General features: G+C 63.4%; 16 protein-coding genes. 13 read left to right on the top strand and 3 right to left on the bottom strand.

Annotation, left to right across the window (positions count from 1 at the left end; translation table 11 throughout):
• Nucleotides 1-147 precede the first annotated feature (147 nt).
• The gene (locus F3H95_RS23560) at nucleotides 148-2244 is read right to left on the bottom strand and encodes a bifunctional rhamnulose-1-phosphate aldolase/short-chain dehydrogenase (RefSeq protein WP_149747753.1); all 2097 of its coding nucleotides are present in this window, start codon (nucleotides 2242-2244) and stop codon (nucleotides 148-150) included.
• A gap of 202 nt (nucleotides 2245-2446) precedes the next feature.
• On the opposite strand from F3H95_RS23560, the gene F3H95_RS23555 reads away from it, so the two are divergent.
• The 7 genes from F3H95_RS23555 (at nucleotide 2447) to F3H95_RS23525 (ending at nucleotide 9733) form a co-directional block, all read left to right on the top strand.
• Nucleotides 2447-3259, top strand: a complete 813-nt coding sequence (locus tag F3H95_RS23555; protein ID WP_143127553.1) for a DeoR/GlpR family DNA-binding transcription regulator — start codon at nucleotides 2447-2449, stop codon at nucleotides 3257-3259.
• A 116-nt stretch (nucleotides 3260-3375) separates the two neighbouring features.
• A complete protein-coding gene (gene rhaS, locus F3H95_RS23550) occupies nucleotides 3376-4320 on the top strand; it encodes a rhamnose ABC transporter substrate-binding protein (RefSeq protein ID WP_244618116.1) in 945 nt (314 codons plus the stop codon).
• A 163-nt stretch (nucleotides 4321-4483) separates the two neighbouring features.
• Nucleotides 4484-6016, top strand: a complete 1533-nt coding sequence (locus tag F3H95_RS23545) for a sugar ABC transporter ATP-binding protein (RefSeq protein ID WP_149747752.1) — start codon at nucleotides 4484-4486, stop codon at nucleotides 6014-6016.
• A gap of 9 nt (nucleotides 6017-6025) precedes the next feature.
• Nucleotides 6026-7015 (top strand): ABC transporter permease, encoded by a 990-nt coding sequence (locus tag F3H95_RS23540; protein ID WP_149747751.1) that lies wholly within the window; start codon nucleotides 6026-6028, stop codon nucleotides 7013-7015.
• Nucleotides 7012-8034 (top strand): ABC transporter permease, encoded by a 1023-nt coding sequence (locus F3H95_RS23535; protein ID WP_143124234.1) that lies wholly within the window; start codon nucleotides 7012-7014, stop codon nucleotides 8032-8034. The genes F3H95_RS23540 and F3H95_RS23535 overlap by 4 nt, the downstream gene beginning before the upstream one ends.
• A complete protein-coding gene (rhaM, locus tag F3H95_RS23530; protein ID WP_149747750.1) occupies nucleotides 8031-8351 on the top strand; it encodes an L-rhamnose mutarotase in 321 nt (106 codons plus the stop codon). The genes F3H95_RS23535 and rhaM overlap by 4 nt, the downstream gene beginning before the upstream one ends.
• Complete coding sequence (locus F3H95_RS23525) at nucleotides 8348-9733, top strand: FGGY-family carbohydrate kinase (protein WP_149747749.1); 1386 nt, start codon at nucleotides 8348-8350, stop codon at nucleotides 9731-9733. Before rhaM ends, F3H95_RS23525 begins: the two co-directional genes overlap by 4 nt.
• A 96-nt stretch (nucleotides 9734-9829) precedes the next feature.
• Here F3H95_RS23525 and F3H95_RS23520 read toward each other — a convergent pair whose 3' ends face one another.
• Nucleotides 9830-10474 (bottom strand): 3-oxoacid CoA-transferase subunit B, encoded by a 645-nt coding sequence (locus F3H95_RS23520; protein ID WP_149747748.1) that lies wholly within the window; start codon nucleotides 10472-10474, stop codon nucleotides 9830-9832.
• Nucleotides 10474-11196 (bottom strand): CoA transferase subunit A, encoded by a 723-nt coding sequence (locus tag F3H95_RS23515; RefSeq protein ID WP_149747747.1) that lies wholly within the window; start codon nucleotides 11194-11196, stop codon nucleotides 10474-10476. The genes F3H95_RS23520 and F3H95_RS23515 overlap by 1 nt, the downstream gene beginning before the upstream one ends.
• Nucleotides 11197-11274: 78 nt before the next feature.
• Between F3H95_RS23515 and F3H95_RS23510 the strand changes: the two genes are divergently transcribed.
• From F3H95_RS23510 to arsK, 6 genes are all read left to right on the top strand, one after another.
• Nucleotides 11275-11859: a PAS and helix-turn-helix domain-containing protein gene (locus F3H95_RS23510; RefSeq protein WP_149747746.1), complete on the top strand. Its 585-nt coding sequence runs from the start codon at nucleotides 11275-11277 to the stop codon at nucleotides 11857-11859.
• Nucleotides 11860-11958: 99 nt separating this feature from the next.
• Nucleotides 11959-12306 (top strand): metalloregulator ArsR/SmtB family transcription factor, encoded by a 348-nt coding sequence (locus F3H95_RS23505; protein WP_149747745.1) that lies wholly within the window; start codon nucleotides 11959-11961, stop codon nucleotides 12304-12306.
• A gap of 2 nt (nucleotides 12307-12308) precedes the next feature.
• Nucleotides 12309-13367, top strand: coding sequence for an ACR3 family arsenite efflux transporter (gene arsB, locus F3H95_RS23500; RefSeq protein WP_143124227.1), 1059 nt, complete (start codon nucleotides 12309-12311; stop codon nucleotides 13365-13367).
• A 3-nt stretch (nucleotides 13368-13370) separates the two neighbouring features.
• Entirely contained in the window at nucleotides 13371-13793 is a 423-nt protein-coding gene (gene arsC, locus F3H95_RS23495) for an arsenate reductase (glutaredoxin) (protein ID WP_149747744.1), read from the top strand.
• Complete coding sequence (gene arsH / locus F3H95_RS23490) at nucleotides 13768-14517, top strand: arsenical resistance protein ArsH (protein WP_149747743.1); 750 nt, start codon at nucleotides 13768-13770, stop codon at nucleotides 14515-14517. The genes arsC and arsH overlap by 26 nt, the downstream gene beginning before the upstream one ends.
• Nucleotides 14514-15719 carry an arsenite efflux MFS transporter ArsK gene (arsK, locus tag F3H95_RS23485; RefSeq protein WP_143124224.1) on the top strand — a complete coding sequence of 402 codons (1206 nt, stop codon included), beginning with the start codon at nucleotides 14514-14516 and terminating at the stop codon, nucleotides 15717-15719. The genes arsH and arsK overlap by 4 nt, the downstream gene beginning before the upstream one ends.
• Nucleotides 15720-15742: the final 23 nt, after the last annotated feature.

The following is a 15742-nucleotide window of genomic DNA, read 5'->3' as shown; positions in this document are numbered from 1 at the left end:
CGTACAGACCGTTCACGTTTATGACGTTCCACTTTTGGGCTTCGTCGTGGGGCATATCCCCCTCTGTCCTGCCCGACATCTTCCCCTTGGGGGGAGATGCCTGGCAAGTCAGAGAGGGGAACCAGGCCACCCAGCGGAGACGTTCTTTTATCGCGTAAAGCTCTGGGCGTTGCCGGCGTCCACGTTGATGATGTTGCCGGTCGACTTGGCCGAAAGATCCGAGGCCAGGAAATAGATGGCTTCGGCGATATCCTCCGGGAACACGTTCAGCTTGAGCATGGAGCGCTTGCGGTAATGTTCCTCCAGGTCGCTCACCTCGATCTTGGAAGAGGCGGCGCGCTGTTCGCGCCATTCGCCGTTCCAGATCTTGGAGCCGCGCAGCACCGCATCCGGGTTAACCGTGTTGACGCGAATGCCGGCTTCCGCGCCTTCCAGCGCCAGGCAGCGGGCCAGATGGATCTCGGCGGCCTTGGCTGTGCAATAGGCCGAGGCATTGGGAGAGGAGGCAAGACCGTTCTTGGAGGCGACGAACACCACGTTGCCGCCGAGGTTCTGGCGGCGGAACAGGCGGAACGCTTCACGTGAAACAAGGAAGTAGCCGGTGGCGAGAATGCTGATGTTCTTGTCCCACATGGCAAGCGTCGTCTCTTCCACCGGAGCGGAGGAGGCAATGCCGGCATTGGAGACGAGAATGTCGACGCCGCCGAACTCCACGCTGGCGTCCGCGAAAGCGGCGGTCACGGCCTCTTCCTTCGTCACATCAAGCTGAACGGCGCGCACGCTATCTGCGCTGTAGCGCTTGGCAAAATCGGCTTTGGCAGCATCCAGCGCCTCGGCATCGATATCGGCCAGCACCACGCAGGCGCCCTCCGCCATCAGCCGCTCCGCCGTTGCCCGGCCGATGCCGCCGGCACCGCCGGTGACGAGGGCGACACGGCCGGCAAGGCTCTTCGGCTTCGGCATGCGCTGCAGCTTTGCCTCTTCCAGCAGCCAGTATTCGATGTCGAAGGCCTCCTGTTCGGGCAGGCCCTGATACTCGGACACGGTGGAGGCGCCGCGCATCACGTTGATGGCGTTGACATAGAACTCGCCGGCGATGCGGGCGGTCGCCTTGTCCTTGGCAAAGGACAGCATGCCGACGCCGGGAACAAGGAAGATGACCGGGTTCGGGTCACGCATGGCAGGCGAATTGTCGTGTTTGCAGCTTTCGTAATAGCGGGTGTAATCGGCGCGGTAATCCTCCAGCGCCTTGTCGAGGCCCGCAATCGCCGCATCGACATCCGGATGGGCCGGATCGAAATCGAGGATCAGCGGGCGGATCTTGGTGCGCAGGAAATGGTCCGGGCAGGAGGTGCCGAGCGCGCCGAGCGGCTTCAGATGTTTCGAATTGACGAATTCGAGCACGGCATCCTGATCGTCGAAATCGCCCAGCTTGCGCTCCGCCTTGCCGATGCGGCCACGGATTTCCGGCATCAGCTTGGCGGCAATGGCGCGGCGCTCGGCGGCCGACAGGCTTTCGGTGGCAGCGCCGCCGAAGATGACCTTGCCTTCGGTCTGAGCAGCGAACCACTCGATCGCCTTGTTGATGATCTCGAGCGTCAGCAGGTAGCATTCCTTGGCATCATTGGCCCAGGTGAACAGGCCATGGCTTTCCAGCACGACGCCCTTGGCCGTCGGGTTGGCCTTCACGAAGGCTTCGAGGTCGAGACCCAGCTGGAAACCGGGGCGGCGCCAGGGCAGCCAGCCGATATCCGAACCGAAGATCTGGCTCGTCAGGTCCTTGGAATTCTTGGAAGCAGCGATCGCGATGATCGCATCCGGATGCATGTGATCGACATGGGTAAAGGGCACGAAACCGTGGAGCGGCGTGTCGATGGAAGCGGCGCGCGGGTTCAGGTTGAAGGTGCAGTGCGGCAGGAAACCCACCATGCGGTCTTCGTCGTGAACGCCCTGATAGATGCCCTTCAGTGCTTCGAGCTTCTCCTGGTAGAGCGTGGCGAAACCGTCGAGCTTGATGGTACCGACATCGCCGCCGGACCCCTTCACCCAGAGAACCTGCACTTTTTCGCCCGTCAGAGGGTCGGTTTCCATCACCTTTGCGGAGGTGTTGCCGCCGCCGTAATTGGTGATGCGCTTGTCGGCGCCGAGCAGGTTCGAGCGATAAAGCAGCTTGCCGGGCTCATCCAGAGTCGCCGCGTAAGCATCATCCCAACGGTTTTCGAGAAGGCGGGTTTGGCCCGACATGGAAAGTCCTCCCAGGTGTTCATGTCGCTTGCCCGGCGGGCGAAGCATCTCCTTTGCCTGCAGGATATCGCGCAGGCCGGGGGCGCTTGTCAATCATAAACGATCATAAATGCGCATTGTGCGCTGCAATATAATCTTTTTTGATCGTTTATGATTGACAGGGTAAAGGTCTTGCGACTAGATCGAAGCAAGGAGGACACCCATGCACGAACGCGAGCGTCATCGCATCATTCTGAGCGCCATCCAGGAGAAGCCTGTGGTGACGGTGCAGGATATTGCCGAGTTGACCGAGGCTTCAGAAGCCACGATCCGGCGCGACATTGCGGCACTGCATGTGCAAGGCAGGCTTCGGCGTGTGCGGGGCGGGGCGGAAGCCGTGCATCCGCCGCAGCAGGGCAATCTGGCGGCGCGTCCGTTCCGGGTGTCTGAATCGGTCAATATCGACAAGAAACGCGCAATTGCGCGCGCCGCCGCTGAGCTGTGCGACGAAGGGGATTCCGTCATCATCAATGGCGGCACCACCACCTTTCAGATGGTCCACTTCATGTCGGCCAGGCGCCTGCAGGTGATGACGAATTCCTTCGCTATTGCCGAGCATCTGCTCAAGCATTCCAAGTGCACGGTCTCGGTGCCGGGGGGCGCGATCTATCGCGACCAGAGCCTGATCCTGTCGCCCTTCGAGAATGACGCGATCCGCAATTTCTATGCACGCCGCATGTTCATTGGCGCGCAGGGCATTTCCGCGCATGGCGTGATGGAGCCGGATGCACTCGTGATCCAGAGTGAACAGCGGCTGATGCGCCAGGCGGACGAACTGATCGTCATGGTGGATTCCAGCAAGTTTGCCCGCCGGTCCAGCATGATTCTCTGCCCGCTCGACAATGTCTCGACCATCATCACCGATGATGGCGTGCCCGATGAGGCGGTCGCCATGCTGGAAGCGGCGGGCGTGACGGTTCTGACGGTCAAGCCCATGGCTTCGACCGGCAAAGAGGATGCTTCCTCGGTCGCTTGAGAGGCAACGACCGGGGAAGGGGAGATCAACCAGCTTATCTTTTGGGAGGATGGACTATGAAACTGACAAGACGGCATTTCGGTGCGGCAACGCTGGCGCTCGCAGCATCGGTCTCGATGGCCGGAATGGCTTCGGCCGCTGACGTGAAGATCGCGCTGGTCGTGAAGTCGCTCGGCAACGGCTTCTTCGAAGCTGCCAACAAGGGCGCGGAAGAGGCTGCCAAGGAACTGGGCGGCGTCAAGATCATCTATACCGGCCCGACCTCGACGACGGCCGAAGGCCAGATCGAAGTGATCAACTCGCTGATCGCGCAAGGCGTGGATGCCATCGCGATCTCCGCCAACGATCCGGATGCGGTCGTGCCGGCACTCAAGAAGGCCGCCCAGCGCGGCATCAAGGTCATCTCCTGGGATTCGGGTGTCGCACCGGCAGGCCGCATCATGCACCTCAACCCCTCGTCCAACGAGCTGATCGGCAAGATGTGCCTGACGCTTGCCAAGGACCATCTGCCGGGCGGCAAGGGCGATTTCGCGATCCTGTCCGCCACCACCACCTCCACGAACCAGAACATCTGGATCGGGGAAATGAAGAAGCAGCTCAAGGACTTCCCGGGCCTCAACCTGGTCACCACCGTCTATGGCGACGACCTGGCCGACAAGAGCTACCGCGAAGCGCAGGGCCTGCTCACCTCGCAGCCGAATGTGAAGGTCATCGTCGCTCCGACCACGGTTGGCGTTCTTGCGGCCTCGCAGGCCGTGAAGGATGCGGGCAAGATCGGCCAGGTCTATGTCACGGGTCTCGGCCTTCCCTCCGAAATGGCCGGCGCCATCAAGTCCGGTGCCACCAAGGAATTCGCGATCTGGAACCCGATCGACCTTGGCTATTCGGCAACCCAGATCGCCTATCACCTCGTCAAGGGTGACGCGACCGGCAAGCCGGGAACCGAGGTGAAGGCCGGCCGCATGGGCACGATCAAGATCGGCGACAACGGCGAAGCCGCCATGGCCGACCCCTTCGTCTACGACGCCAAGAACATCGACCAGTTCTCGAAGATCTTCTGATCCGCATGTTGTGAAAATTCCCCCTCTGGCCTGCCGGCCATCTCCCCCACAAGGGGGGAGACCCTTTGTGGCATCGTTCAGCGCGATGCCGCGAGGGTGCTGCAGGTGAGCCCCTCTCCCTCGTGGGGAGGGGTTGGGGAGGGGTCTTTGGGTGAAATCAACAATGAATGCTGTCGCACCGATGACCATCACCAAGCCGCTGGCCGATCAGGCGCCCGTTCTGGAAATGCGCGGCATCAGCCAGATCTTTCCGGGCGTGAAGGCGCTCGACCGTGTGTCGATCAGCCTCTATCCGGGCGAGGTCACGGCGCTGATCGGCGAAAACGGTGCCGGCAAGTCGACGCTCGTCAAGATCCTGACCGGGATCTACCGGCCGAGCGAGGGCGAGATCCTGCTCGACGGGCAGCCGGTACAGTTTTCGAGCGCCCAGGCCGCCATCGATGCGGGTGTCACGGCGATCCATCAGGAAACCGTGCTGTTCGACGAACTGAGTGTCGGCGAAAACGTCTTCCTCGGCCATGCGCCGCGCACCCGGTTCGGCACCATCGACTGGCGCACCATCAATACCCGTTCGCGCGAGCTGCTGCGCCAGCTGGAGAGCGAGATCGATCCGACGATCCGGCTGAAGGATCTCTCGATCGCGCAGCGCCATCTGGTGGCGATCGCCCGTGCACTCTCCGTCGAAGCCCGCATCGTCATCATGGACGAGCCGACGGCCGCGCTGTCGCGCAAGGAGATCGACGATCTCTTCCGCATCGTCGAAGGCCTGAAGCGGCAGGGCAAGGCCATCCTGTTCATCAGCCACAAATTCGATGAACTCTATGAGATTGCCGAGAATTTCGCCGTCTTCCGCGATGGCAAGGCCATCGGCCACGGTCGCCTGAAGGACACGCCGCAGGCAGAGATCGTGCGCATGATGGTCGGCCGCGACGTGCATGAGGTCTTCCCGAAGACCCGCGTCGAAATCGGCGAGACAGTGCTCGCGGTCGAGGGCTACAGCCACCCGACCGAATTCCGCGACATCTCCTTTGCGCTGAAGCGCGGCGAGATCCTCGGCATCTACGGCCTGATCGGGGCCGGACGCTCCGAGCTTTGCCAGTCGCTGTTCGGCATCACCCGCCCCTCGTCCGGCCGGCTCACGCTGAATGGCGCGCCCGTCGAGATCCGTTCGGCGCGCGATGCAATTGCCGCCGGCCTCGTCTATGTGCCGGAAGAGCGCGGCCGGCACGGGCTTGCCCTTCCCATGCCGATCTACCAGAACATGTCCCTGCCTTCGCTGACGAAAACCTCGCGCTCCGGCTTCCTGAAGGCTGCCAACGAGCTGAAGCTTGCCCGGCAATATGCGGAGCGGCTCGATCTGCGCGCCGCCGCACTCTCGGTGCCGGTCGGCACGCTCTCCGGCGGCAACCAGCAGAAGGTGGTGATCGGCAAGTGGCTCGCCACCCAGCCGAAGGTGATCATCCTCGACGAGCCGACCAAGGGCATCGACATCGGCTCGAAGGCCGCCGTGCACGGCTTCATTTCCGAACTTGCCTCCCAGGGCCTGTCCATCATCATGGTCTCGTCCGAACTGCCGGAAATCCTCGGCATGTCGGACCGGATCATGGTGATGCGCGAGGGGCTGATGGCAGGCCTTTACGACCGGTCGGAGGCCACGGCGGAAACGCTGGTGCGCGCCGCCACCGGCAATGCGTGAGTGCGCTTCATGACGAAACTGCTGAAAAGCCGCGAACTGCTTCTCTCCGGCATCATCATCCTGATGATCGCGGGGTTTGCCACCCGCGCGGAAGGCTTTGCCGAACCGGGCAATCTTGCCAACATCTTCAATGACACCTCGATCCTGATCATGCTGGCGCTCGCCCAGATGACGGTGATCCTGACGAAATCGATCGATCTTTCGGTCGCTGCCAACCTTGCCTTCACCGGCATGGCGGTCGCCATGACCAATGCCGCCTTTCCCGATCTGCCGCTCGTCGCGCTGATCGTCATGGCGCTCGGCATCGGCGCCTTTCTCGGATCGATCAACGGCTTTCTCGTCTGGGTGCTGCAGATCCCGCCGATCGTCGTCACGCTTGGCACGCTCACCATCTATCGCGGCATGGCCTTCGTGCTGTCGGGCGGCAGCTGGGTGAATGCGCATCAGATGACGCCGACCTTCCTCAACGTGCCGCGCACCGTGTTTCTCGGCCTGCCCGTGCTCTCCTGGGTGGCGATCCTCGTCGTCATCGGCATGGGCTTCCTGCTGACGCGCACGCCCTTCGGCCGCTCGGCCTATGCCTCCGGCGGCAATCCCGTCGCCGCCGTCTATGCCGGCATCGATATCGGCCGCACGCGCTTCTTCGCCTTCGTGCTGTCGGGCGCCATGGCGGGGCTTTGCAGCTATCTCTGGGTATCGCGCTATGCGGTGGCCTATGTCGATATCGCCAACGGCTTCGAACTCGATAGCGTCGCGGCCTGTGTGATCGGCGGCATCTCGATTGCCGGCGGCATCGGTTCCGTCGCCGGCGCCCTGCTCGGCTCGCTGTTCCTCGGCGTCATCAAGAATGCGCTGCCGGTGATCGGCATCTCGCCCTTCGCCCAGATGGCGATCTCCGGCATCGTCATCATTCTCGCCGTCGTCTTCAATGCCCGTGCCGAGGCGAAGAAGGGCCGCATCATCCTGCGCGACCGCGCCAGTGCCGAGGTGACCGCATGAGCCAGACCCATTCCACCCACGAGCCGGCCGCGCCGCGCCGCGCCATTCCCGACCGTCTCGGCACCCCCGTCAGCCGCGTGCTCGCCAGCTGGGAAGTGCTGCTGTTCGGCGTCGCCGTGGTGATCTTCATCGCCAATTCGCTCGCCTCGCCCTATTTCCTCGATGCGTGGAACCTGTCGGATGCCACCTTCAATTTCACCGAAAAGGCGATGATCGCCTTTGCCATGGCGCTTTTGATCATCGCCGGCGAAATCGACCTGTCGGTCGCCGCGATCATCGCGCTCGCCTCGACAGCCATGGGGGCGGCGGCGCAGATCGGTGTCGGCACGCCGGGACTGGTTCTGATCGGCATCGGCACAGGCCTGGCTTGCGGCGCCTTCAACGGCATGCTTGTCTCCGTGCTGAAACTGCCCTCCATTGTCGTCACCATCGGCACCATGAGCCTGTTCCGCGGCATTTCCTACATCGTGCTGGGCGACAAGGCCTATGGCGGTTACCCGGACGGCTTTGCCTATTTCGGGCAGGGTTATCTGGTCTGGGTGTTTTCCTTCGAGTTCGGCCTTTTCCTGCTCACCGCCGCCGTGTTTGCGGTTCTGCTGCATGCCACCAATTTCGGCCGTCAGGTCTTCGTCATCGGCAACAACGAGTTCGCCGCGCGCTTTTCCGGCGTGCCGGTGGAGCGGGTGAAGTTCATCCTGTTTCTGCTGACCGGCTTGATGAGCGGCATCGCGGCCGTCTGCCTCACCTCGCGCCTCGGCTCGACGCGCCCCTCCATCGCGCAAGGCTGGGAGCTGGAGGTCGTCACCATGGTGGTTCTCGGTGGCGTTTCGATCCTGGGCGGCGCCGGCACGATCGCTGGCGTGGTGATCGCCGCCTTCGTCATGGGCCTCGTCACCTTCGGGCTGGGTCTCCTCAACGTGCCCGGCATCGTGATGTCGATCTTCGTCGGTCTTCTTCTTATCGTCACCATCGCGCTGCCCATCGTGGCGCGCCGCATCAAGCAGGCTTCCAGATCATGACGCTCGAACGCTACGCCTTCAGGATGAAGCTCAACCCCGGCATGGAAGACGAATACCGCAAGCGCCATGACGAGATCTGGCCGGAACTGGTCAGTCTGCTGCGTGATGCCGGCGTCAGCGACTATTCGATCCATCTCGACCGCGAGACGAACATCCTGTTCGGTCTTCTCACGCGCCCGGCCGATCACGGCATGGCAAGCCTGCCGGATCATCCGGTGATGAAGCGCTGGTGGGCGCACATGGCCGACATCATGGCGACCAATCCGGACAATTCGCCGGTTGCCGTCGATCTCGTTCCGGTCTTCCACCTGCCATGAGCACGATCAGCCGCATCGCCGTTCTCGATATCGGCAAGACCAATGCCAAGGTGCTGGTGCTCGATTGCGCGACCGGCGCGGAACTCTCCGTGCGCCGCCGGCCGAACCGCGTGCTGTCCGGCCCGCTTTACCCGCACTACGATATCGAGGCGCTCTGGGCCTTCTTCCGCGAGGCGCTTGCGGCCCTTTATGCCGAGACCGGCTTCGATGCGATCTCGATCACCACGCATGGCGCCTCCGGCGTTCTTCTCGATGCGGAGGGCGGGCTGGTGCTGCCGGTACTGGACTACGAGCACACCTATTCCGCCGAGATCCGCGCGGCCTATGCGGCGCTCCGGCCGCCCTTTGCGGAAACCTTCTCGCCGGCGCTTTCCGGCGGCCTCAATCTCGGGGCGCAGATCCATTATCAGAAGACGGCGTTTGCGGATGCCTTTGCGCGCGTCCGCACCATCCTTACCTATCCGCAATACTGGGCGTTCCGGCTGACCGGTATTGTCGCCAACGAGGTGACCTCGCTCGGCTGCCACACGGATCTGTGGCAGCCGGCAACGGGCAACTTCTCCTCGCTGGTCGACCGGCTCGGCATCCGCGAGAAGATGGCGCCGGTGCGTTCTGCCTTCGATGCGCTGGGGCCGGTTCTTCCGGCACTTGCGGCTGAACTCGGGCTCGAGGCCCCGGTTCCGGTCTATTGCGGCATCCACGATTCCAATGCCTCGCTGCTGCCGCATCTGGTCGGCCGCGACGCTCCCTTCGCGGTCGTTTCCACCGGCACCTGGGTCATCAGTTTCGGGGTCGGCGGCGATCTGCAGCACCTCGATCCTGCCCGCGATACGCTTGCCAATGTCGATGCCTATGGCCGCGCCGTGCCCTCTTCCCGCTTCATGGGCGGCCGCGAATTCGAGATGCTGGCGGCCGAACTCGGTCCTTATCCGGCTGACGAGATGAGGCCCGCGCTCGCGGAGGCGGTTCGTGACGGTGTGATGCTGCTGCCGAACGTGGCGGAGGGGTCCGGTCCCTTTCCGGGGCGTGCACGGACATGGCTGAATGCCGAAGGCTGTGACACGCGCCTGCGCTGGGCGGCGGCAACCCTCTATCTCGCGCTCATGACCGAGGCCTGCCTCGATCTGATCGGCGCCGACGGTCCGGCGCTGGTCGAGGGTCCCTTTGCCGCCAACCCGGCCTATCTCGCAACGCTTTCGGCCCTTCTTGCCGCGCGCGGCGACCGCCCGGTGCTGGCTCTGTCAGGCTCTACCGGGACGGCGCATGGCGCAGCCCTTTTGGCCGGCACGCGGCCAGCACAGGAGCCCGCAGACCCCGTTCGGCCCCTTGCCGTCGAGGGGCTGGAAGCCTATCGCAGCACCTGGCGCGCCCGTCTCACCTGAGACTTTCGATCGTCCGGCTCCTTGGGGCGGATGATCGGTCGAATGCCGTCAGCGCGGAGTTTGATCGGCCGCGCTGACGAGATAAGCAGGGGCGCTTCAGCCGAGTGCGACGGAAAAGCTCGCCTGCGTCTTGGCGCGGATCTCGTCCACGGTGACGTCCGGGGCGAGCTCCACCAGAACCAGGCTTTCCTCGCCGCGCCGGGCAAGGGTGAAGACGCCGAGATCGGTGATCAGCAGGTCGGCCACGCGCTGGCCGGTCAGCGGCAGGGTGCAGCGGGTCAGAAGCTTCGGCTCGCCGCGCGCTTCATGCTCCATCACCACCACCACGCGCTTGACGCCGGCGACGAGATCCATGGCGCCGCCCATGCCCTTCACCATCTTGCCGGGAATCATCCAGTTGGCGAGATCGCCATTCTGGGCCACCTGCATGGCGCCGAGGATGGACAGGTCCACATGGCCGCCGCGAATCATCGCGAAGCTTTCGGCGCTGGAAAAGAAGCTGCTGCCGGGAAGCTGGGTGATCGTCTGCTTGCCGGCATTGATCAGGTCGGCATCCTCTTCGCCCTCGAAGGGGAAGGGGCCCATGCCCAGCATGCCGTTCTCGCTCTGCAGCGTCACATGCATGCCGTCGGGAATATAATTGGCCACGAGCGTCGGAATGCCGATGCCGAGATTGACGTAGAAACCGTCCTGCAGTTCGCGGGCCGCGCGGGCGGCCATCTGTTCGCGTGTCCAGGCCATCAGTGTGCTCCTTCCACGGCAGCCGTGCGCGGCCGCACGGTGCGCTGCTCGATACGCTTGACGGTGTCGGCCACCTCGATGATGCGCGAGACGAAGATGCCGGGCGTGTGGATGTGGTCGGGATCGATCGTGCCCGGCTCCACCAGCTTTTCCACCTCCACCACCGTCACATGGGCGGCGGTCGCCATCATCGGATTGAAGTTGCGCGCCGTCTTGCGGAACACGAGATTGCCTTCGGTATCACCGCGATAGGCGTGTACCAGCGCGAGATCCGCAAACAGCGAATGCTCCATCACATAGGTGTCGTCGCCGAACTGGCGCAGTTCCTTGCCCTCCGCCACCTGGGTGCCGACGCCGGTCTTGGTGAAGAAGGCGGGAATGCCCGCACCGCCGGCGCGGATGCGCTCGGCAAGCGTGCCCTGCGGGTTGAACTCGATCTCCAGTTCGCCGGACAGGTACTGCTTGGCGAACGTGGCGTTCTCGCCGACATAGGACGAGATCATCTTGCGGATCTGCCGCGTCTCCAGCAGGCGGCCGAGGCCGACGCCATCGATGCCGGCATTGTTGGAGATCACCGTCAGGCCCTTGACGCCGGAGAGACGCACCGCCTCGATCAGCGTTTCGGGAATGCCGCACAGGCCGAAGCCGCCGGCCATGATGGTCATGTCGTCCTTCAGCAGCCCGGCCAGGGCTGAGGACGCATCGTCGTACACCTTTCGCATGAAGTTGCTCCTCCTAAGCGCATGTTCCCTGAAATCTAAGTCTTGAGATGGACCAGCCGTTAGCAGTATTTATACGGCATGGCTGAGGATCGCCCCATCACCGAAACCGCGCGCAAGGAAACAAGTCCGCGATTTTCCCTGCACGAACTGCCGGTGCCGATGGTGTATGCCACCCATCGCATCATCCGCGATTGCAATGCGCCCTTTGCCGAACTGTTCGGCTACCGCCAGCCGGATCTGGTCGGCCAGAGCTTTGCCATCCTCTATCCGAAGATTTCCGATTTCATCCGCACCGGCAAGATGTGGCGCGAGCACCTGCCGGGCAGCCGCAGCTATTACGACGAGCGCATCATGATGACGCTCACCGGCCAGCGCTTCTGGTGCCAGGTCAGCGGGCGCAGCTTTCAGGACGACGACCCTTTCGCCCACGCCCTCTACTGTTTCCAGCGGCTGAACCGGCCGGTCAACGCGCATCAGCTGTCGCTGACGGGACGGCAGTACCAGATCCTGACGCTTGTCTCGCAGGGCAAGACCAATGGCGAGATTGCCGCCGAACTGAAGCTGTCCCGCCGCACGGTGGAATCGCATCGGGCCCGGCTGATGAAGATCACCGGCTCGATGAACAGCGCGCAGCTGATGTCCTGGTTCGTGCAGCAGTCCTGAGCCGGCTGAATTTCCCCGCCGATGAAACATGCCGAGGGGGATTGCCAGCGACGGATCCTTGCGCTAGCTTAATTTCAATAATCATAGGAATATCAAATAATGGACGAGAAGCAGGCTGTCGGCATGTTCGGCGCGCTGTCGCAGGAAACGCGGCTGAAGATCGTGCGCATGCTGGTGGTGGCCGGGCCGCAGGGCATGGCTGCCGGTGCGGTGGCGGAGGCGGCCGGCGTGTCCGCCTCGAACGTCTCCTTTCATCTGAAGGAGCTGGAGCGCGTCGGGCTGGTGACGGCCACCCGTGAATCCCGCTCGATCATCTATGCCGCCGCCTATGATCATCTGGCCGGCCTCATTCGCTTTCTGATGGAGGATTGCTGCGCCGGCCGCCCCGAAATCTGTCTGCCCGCGACAGCGGATGCGGGGTGCTGTGCCTCTCCCGCGGAGGCGTGATCATGTCCACATTCGAACGGTACCTCACGGTTTGGGTCTTCCTGTGCATCCTCGTCGGCGTGTCGCTGGGCTATGCACTGCCCGGCGTCTTCCACGCCATCGCAGCGCTGGAGGTTGCCAAGGTCAACCTGCCGGTTGCCGTGCTGATCTGGCTGATGATCATTCCGATGCTCATCAAGATCGACTTCGCGGCGCTAGGGCAGGTCAGCCGCCACTGGCGCGGCATCGGCATCACGCTCTTCATCAACTGGGCGATCAAGCCGTTTTCCATGGCCCTGCTCGGCTGGCTGTTCATCGGCTGGTTGTTCCGCCCGCTGCTGCCGGCGGACCAGATCGACAGCTATATCGCCGGCCTCATCATTCTCGCCGCCGCCCCCTGCACGGCCATGGTCTTCGTCTGGTCGAACCTGACGAAGGGCGAGCCGCATTTCACGCTTTCTCAAGTGGCGCTCAATGATGCGATCATGGTGGTGGCCTTTGCGCCGATCGTCGGCCTGCTGCTCGGCCTGTCGGCCATCACGGTGCCGTGGGATACGCTGATCCTCTCGGTCGTGCTCTACATCGTGCTGCCGGTCATTGCCGCACAGCTGATCCGCCGCCAGTTGCTGGCTTCTGGCGGCGAACGGGCGCTCGAGGATCTCCTGAAGATCCTGCAGCCCGCCTCGCTGGTGGCGCTGCTGACCACGCTCGTTCTGCTCTTCGGGTTCCAGGGCGAGCAGATCATCGCGCAGCCCATGGTGATCGCGCTGCTTGCCGTGCCGATCCTGATCCAGGTCTACTTCAATTCCGGCCTCGCTTATCTGCTGAACCGCGCCACCGGCGAGGCCCATTGTGTGGCCGGTCCCTCGGCCCTTATCGGCGCGTCCAACTTCTTCGAGCTTGCGGTGGCGGCCGCCATCAGCCTGTTCGGCTTCCAGTCGGGGGCAGCGCTTGCCACTGTTGTCGGCGTGCTGATCGAAGTGCCCGTCATGCTCTCCGTCGTCTGGATCGTGAACCGCAGCAAGACCTGGTATGAAACCGGCGCCTCCGTGCGTGCCGCCGCAACCGAAACGAAAGCCTGACCCATGAACGTCACCATCTACCACAATCCCGCCTGCGGCACCTCGCGCAATACGCTGGCGCTGATCCGCCATGCGGGCATCGAACCGACCGTGATCGAATATCTTCAGACCCCGCCCTCGCGTGACACCCTGAAGACGATGATTGCCGATGCCGGGCTTTCCGTGCGCGAGGCCATCCGTGAAAAGGGTACCCCCTTTGCCGAACTCGGCCTCGACAATCCGGCTCTGACGGATGAGCAACTGCTCGACGCCATGCTCGAACATCCGATCCTGATCAACCGCCCCTTCGTGGTGACCCCGCTCGGCACACGGCTGTCGCGTCCGTCCGAACTTGTGCTGGAGATCCTGTCGGAGACGTTCACGGGTCCCTTCGTCAAGGAGGATGGCGAGCAGGTTCTGGATGCGGAGGGCAAGCGCCTTGGCTGATACCCCCCTTGAGGCGGGTGCCGATCTGCCGGCACTCGATTCCCGCCACCTGCGGCCGATCGATCTCGCCGCGCTCAGGCCGGCCTTTTCCACGCACAAGCCGCGCATCCTGATCCTCCACGGGTCGCTCCGAACGATCTCCTATAGCCGGCTCCTGGCAGAGGAGGCCGGGCGGCTTCTGACCGAACTTGGCTGCGAGGTACGTTTCTTCGATCCGAAGGGCCTGCCGCTTCCCGATGCCGAACCGGTCAGCCATCCGAAGGTGCAGGAACTTCGCGACTTGTCGCAGTGGTCCGAGGGGCAGGTCTGGGTGAGCCCCGAACGCCATGGCGCCATGACCGGCATCATGAAAGCGCAGATCGACTGGATTCCGCTGTCCGTAGGCGCGATCCGCCCCACCCAGGGCAAGACGCTGGCCGTCATGCAGGTCTCCGGTGGCTCGCAATCCTTCAACGCCGTCAACCAGATGCGTGTGCTCGGCCGCTGGATGCGGATGATCACCATTCCGAACCAGTCCTCCGTCGCCAAGGCCTTTCAGGAGTTCGATGAGAACGGCCGCATGAAGCCCTCCTCCTATTACGAGCGGGTGGTGGATGTCTGCGAGGAACTGGTGAAGTTCACACTTCTGACGCGCGATGCCTCGGCCTACTTGACCGACCGGTACAGCGAGCGCAAGGAAACGGCTGATAAACTCGAAGCCCGCACGCAGCTGAAATCCCTATGACATCCCGTCCGCCGGTCGCCGCCATCCTCTCGCTGGGGCTGACCCAGATCATCGGTTACGGCACCCTCTATTACAGCTTCAGCATCCTCGCGCCCGACATGGCGCGGGATTTCGGCTGGAGCATCGACTGGGTGTTCGGTCTCCTTTCCGCCTCGCTGTTCCTGTCGGGGCTGGTGGCACCCTTCGCCGGCCGGCTGATGGACCGTTTCGGGGCTGGCCGCGTCATGGCCTTCGGCTCGCTGGCAGCGGCGCTGTCGCTGGTCATCTCAGCCACCGCGCCTCATCGCGGCGTCTTCATGGCCGGTCTCCTGCTGACCGAACTCTCCTCCAATCTCGTCCAGTATGGTGCCGCCTTTGCGCTTCTGGTGGAAATCCGCCCGCGCGAGGCCAAGCGCAGCATCACCTATCTCACGCTGATTGCCGGTTTCGCCTCCACCATCTTCTGGCCAATCACCACGTTTCTGCACACGCATCTCTCCTGGCAGCAGGTCTATCTCGTGTTTGCGGGCCTCAACCTCGTCCTCTGCCTGCCGCTTCATGCCTGGCTCAGCCTTTATGGCCGCGGCGGACGCCGTGCACCGGAGACCGTATCCGACGGCGGGCAGGCCGTCCTCGGGCTTCTGCCCTACGCGTCCCGCCCGCAGGGATTCCGGTTGATGCTCATCGGCATGGGGCTGCTCTCCTTCGTCAATGCAGCCCTTCTGTTTCACATGGTGCCGGTGCTGACGGGGCTCGGGCTTGGTACGACAGCGGTTCTCGTCGCCACCCTGTTCGGGCCGGCGCAAGTGCTGAGCCGCTTCACCAACATGATCTTCGGCAAGAACCTCGGTGCGCTGCAGCTTGCCGTGCTGACAGCGGTCTTCGCGCCGCTTGGCATCCTGGTGCTGACATTGACCCATCCCTTCGTGCCGGGTGCCATGGTATTCGCCGTCATCTTCGGCTTCGGCTCAGGGCTCTCCAGCATCATTTTCGGCACCCTGCCCCTCACCCTGTTCGGCAGCGAGGGCTACGGCGCCCGCCAGGGGCAGATCACGTTGGTGCGGTTGGCTGCCTCCGCGATCTCTCCCTTCGGTCTGGCCGTTGTCATGGAACGTAGCGGTCCTGACATGGTGCTCTGGTCCCTGATCGGTCTTGGCCTTGTGGCGCTTGCCTTTTTCGCGGCGCTGGCGCGGCTCGGACGTCTGGCGCTCCAGCCGGCCTGAGACGGCATGGACGCTGCTCGGTC

This window comes from Rhizobium sp. RU35A, assembly GCF_900156005.1.
Taxonomy (GTDB): domain Bacteria; phylum Pseudomonadota; class Alphaproteobacteria; order Rhizobiales; family Rhizobiaceae; genus Neorhizobium; species Neorhizobium straminoryzae.
The sequence above is the reverse complement of the archived record's forward strand: the minus strand, read 5'-3'. Positions and strand labels throughout refer to the sequence as shown.

Excerpts from the sequence above, each read along its gene's own strand:
- F3H95_RS23515 (WP_149747747.1), bottom strand. The coding sequence starts at position 11,196 with ATGCGAAAGGTGTACGACGATGCGTCCTCAGCCCTGGCCGGGCTGCTG.
- F3H95_RS23540 (WP_149747751.1), top strand. The coding sequence starts at position 6,026 with ATGACGAAACTGCTGAAAAGCCGCGAACTGCTTCTCTCCGGCATCATC.
- F3H95_RS23555 (WP_143127553.1), top strand. The coding sequence starts at position 2,447 with ATGCACGAACGCGAGCGTCATCGCATCATTCTGAGCGCCATCCAGGAG.
- arsC (WP_149747744.1), top strand. The coding sequence starts at position 13,371 with ATGAACGTCACCATCTACCACAATCCCGCCTGCGGCACCTCGCGCAAT.
- arsH (WP_149747743.1), top strand. The coding sequence starts at position 13,768 with ATGCGGAGGGCAAGCGCCTTGGCTGATACCCCCCTTGAGGCGGGTGCC.
- rhaM (WP_149747750.1), top strand. The coding sequence starts at position 8,031 with ATGACGCTCGAACGCTACGCCTTCAGGATGAAGCTCAACCCCGGCATG.
- F3H95_RS23510 (WP_149747746.1), top strand. The coding sequence starts at position 11,275 with ATGGCTGAGGATCGCCCCATCACCGAAACCGCGCGCAAGGAAACAAGT.
- arsK (WP_143124224.1), top strand. The coding sequence starts at position 14,514 with ATGACATCCCGTCCGCCGGTCGCCGCCATCCTCTCGCTGGGGCTGACC.
- F3H95_RS23505 (WP_149747745.1), top strand. The coding sequence starts at position 11,959 with ATGGACGAGAAGCAGGCTGTCGGCATGTTCGGCGCGCTGTCGCAGGAA.
- rhaS (WP_244618116.1), top strand. The coding sequence starts at position 3,376 with ATGGCCGGAATGGCTTCGGCCGCTGACGTGAAGATCGCGCTGGTCGTG.
- F3H95_RS23535 (WP_143124234.1), top strand. The coding sequence starts at position 7,012 with ATGAGCCAGACCCATTCCACCCACGAGCCGGCCGCGCCGCGCCGCGCC.
- F3H95_RS23525 (WP_149747749.1), top strand. The coding sequence starts at position 8,348 with ATGAGCACGATCAGCCGCATCGCCGTTCTCGATATCGGCAAGACCAAT.
- F3H95_RS23545 (WP_149747752.1), top strand. The coding sequence starts at position 4,484 with ATGAATGCTGTCGCACCGATGACCATCACCAAGCCGCTGGCCGATCAG.
- F3H95_RS23560 (WP_149747753.1), bottom strand. The coding sequence starts at position 2,244 with ATGTCGGGCCAAACCCGCCTTCTCGAAAACCGTTGGGATGATGCTTAC.
- F3H95_RS23520 (WP_149747748.1), bottom strand. The coding sequence starts at position 10,474 with ATGGCCTGGACACGCGAACAGATGGCCGCCCGCGCGGCCCGCGAACTG.
- arsB (WP_143124227.1), top strand. The coding sequence starts at position 12,309 with ATGTCCACATTCGAACGGTACCTCACGGTTTGGGTCTTCCTGTGCATC.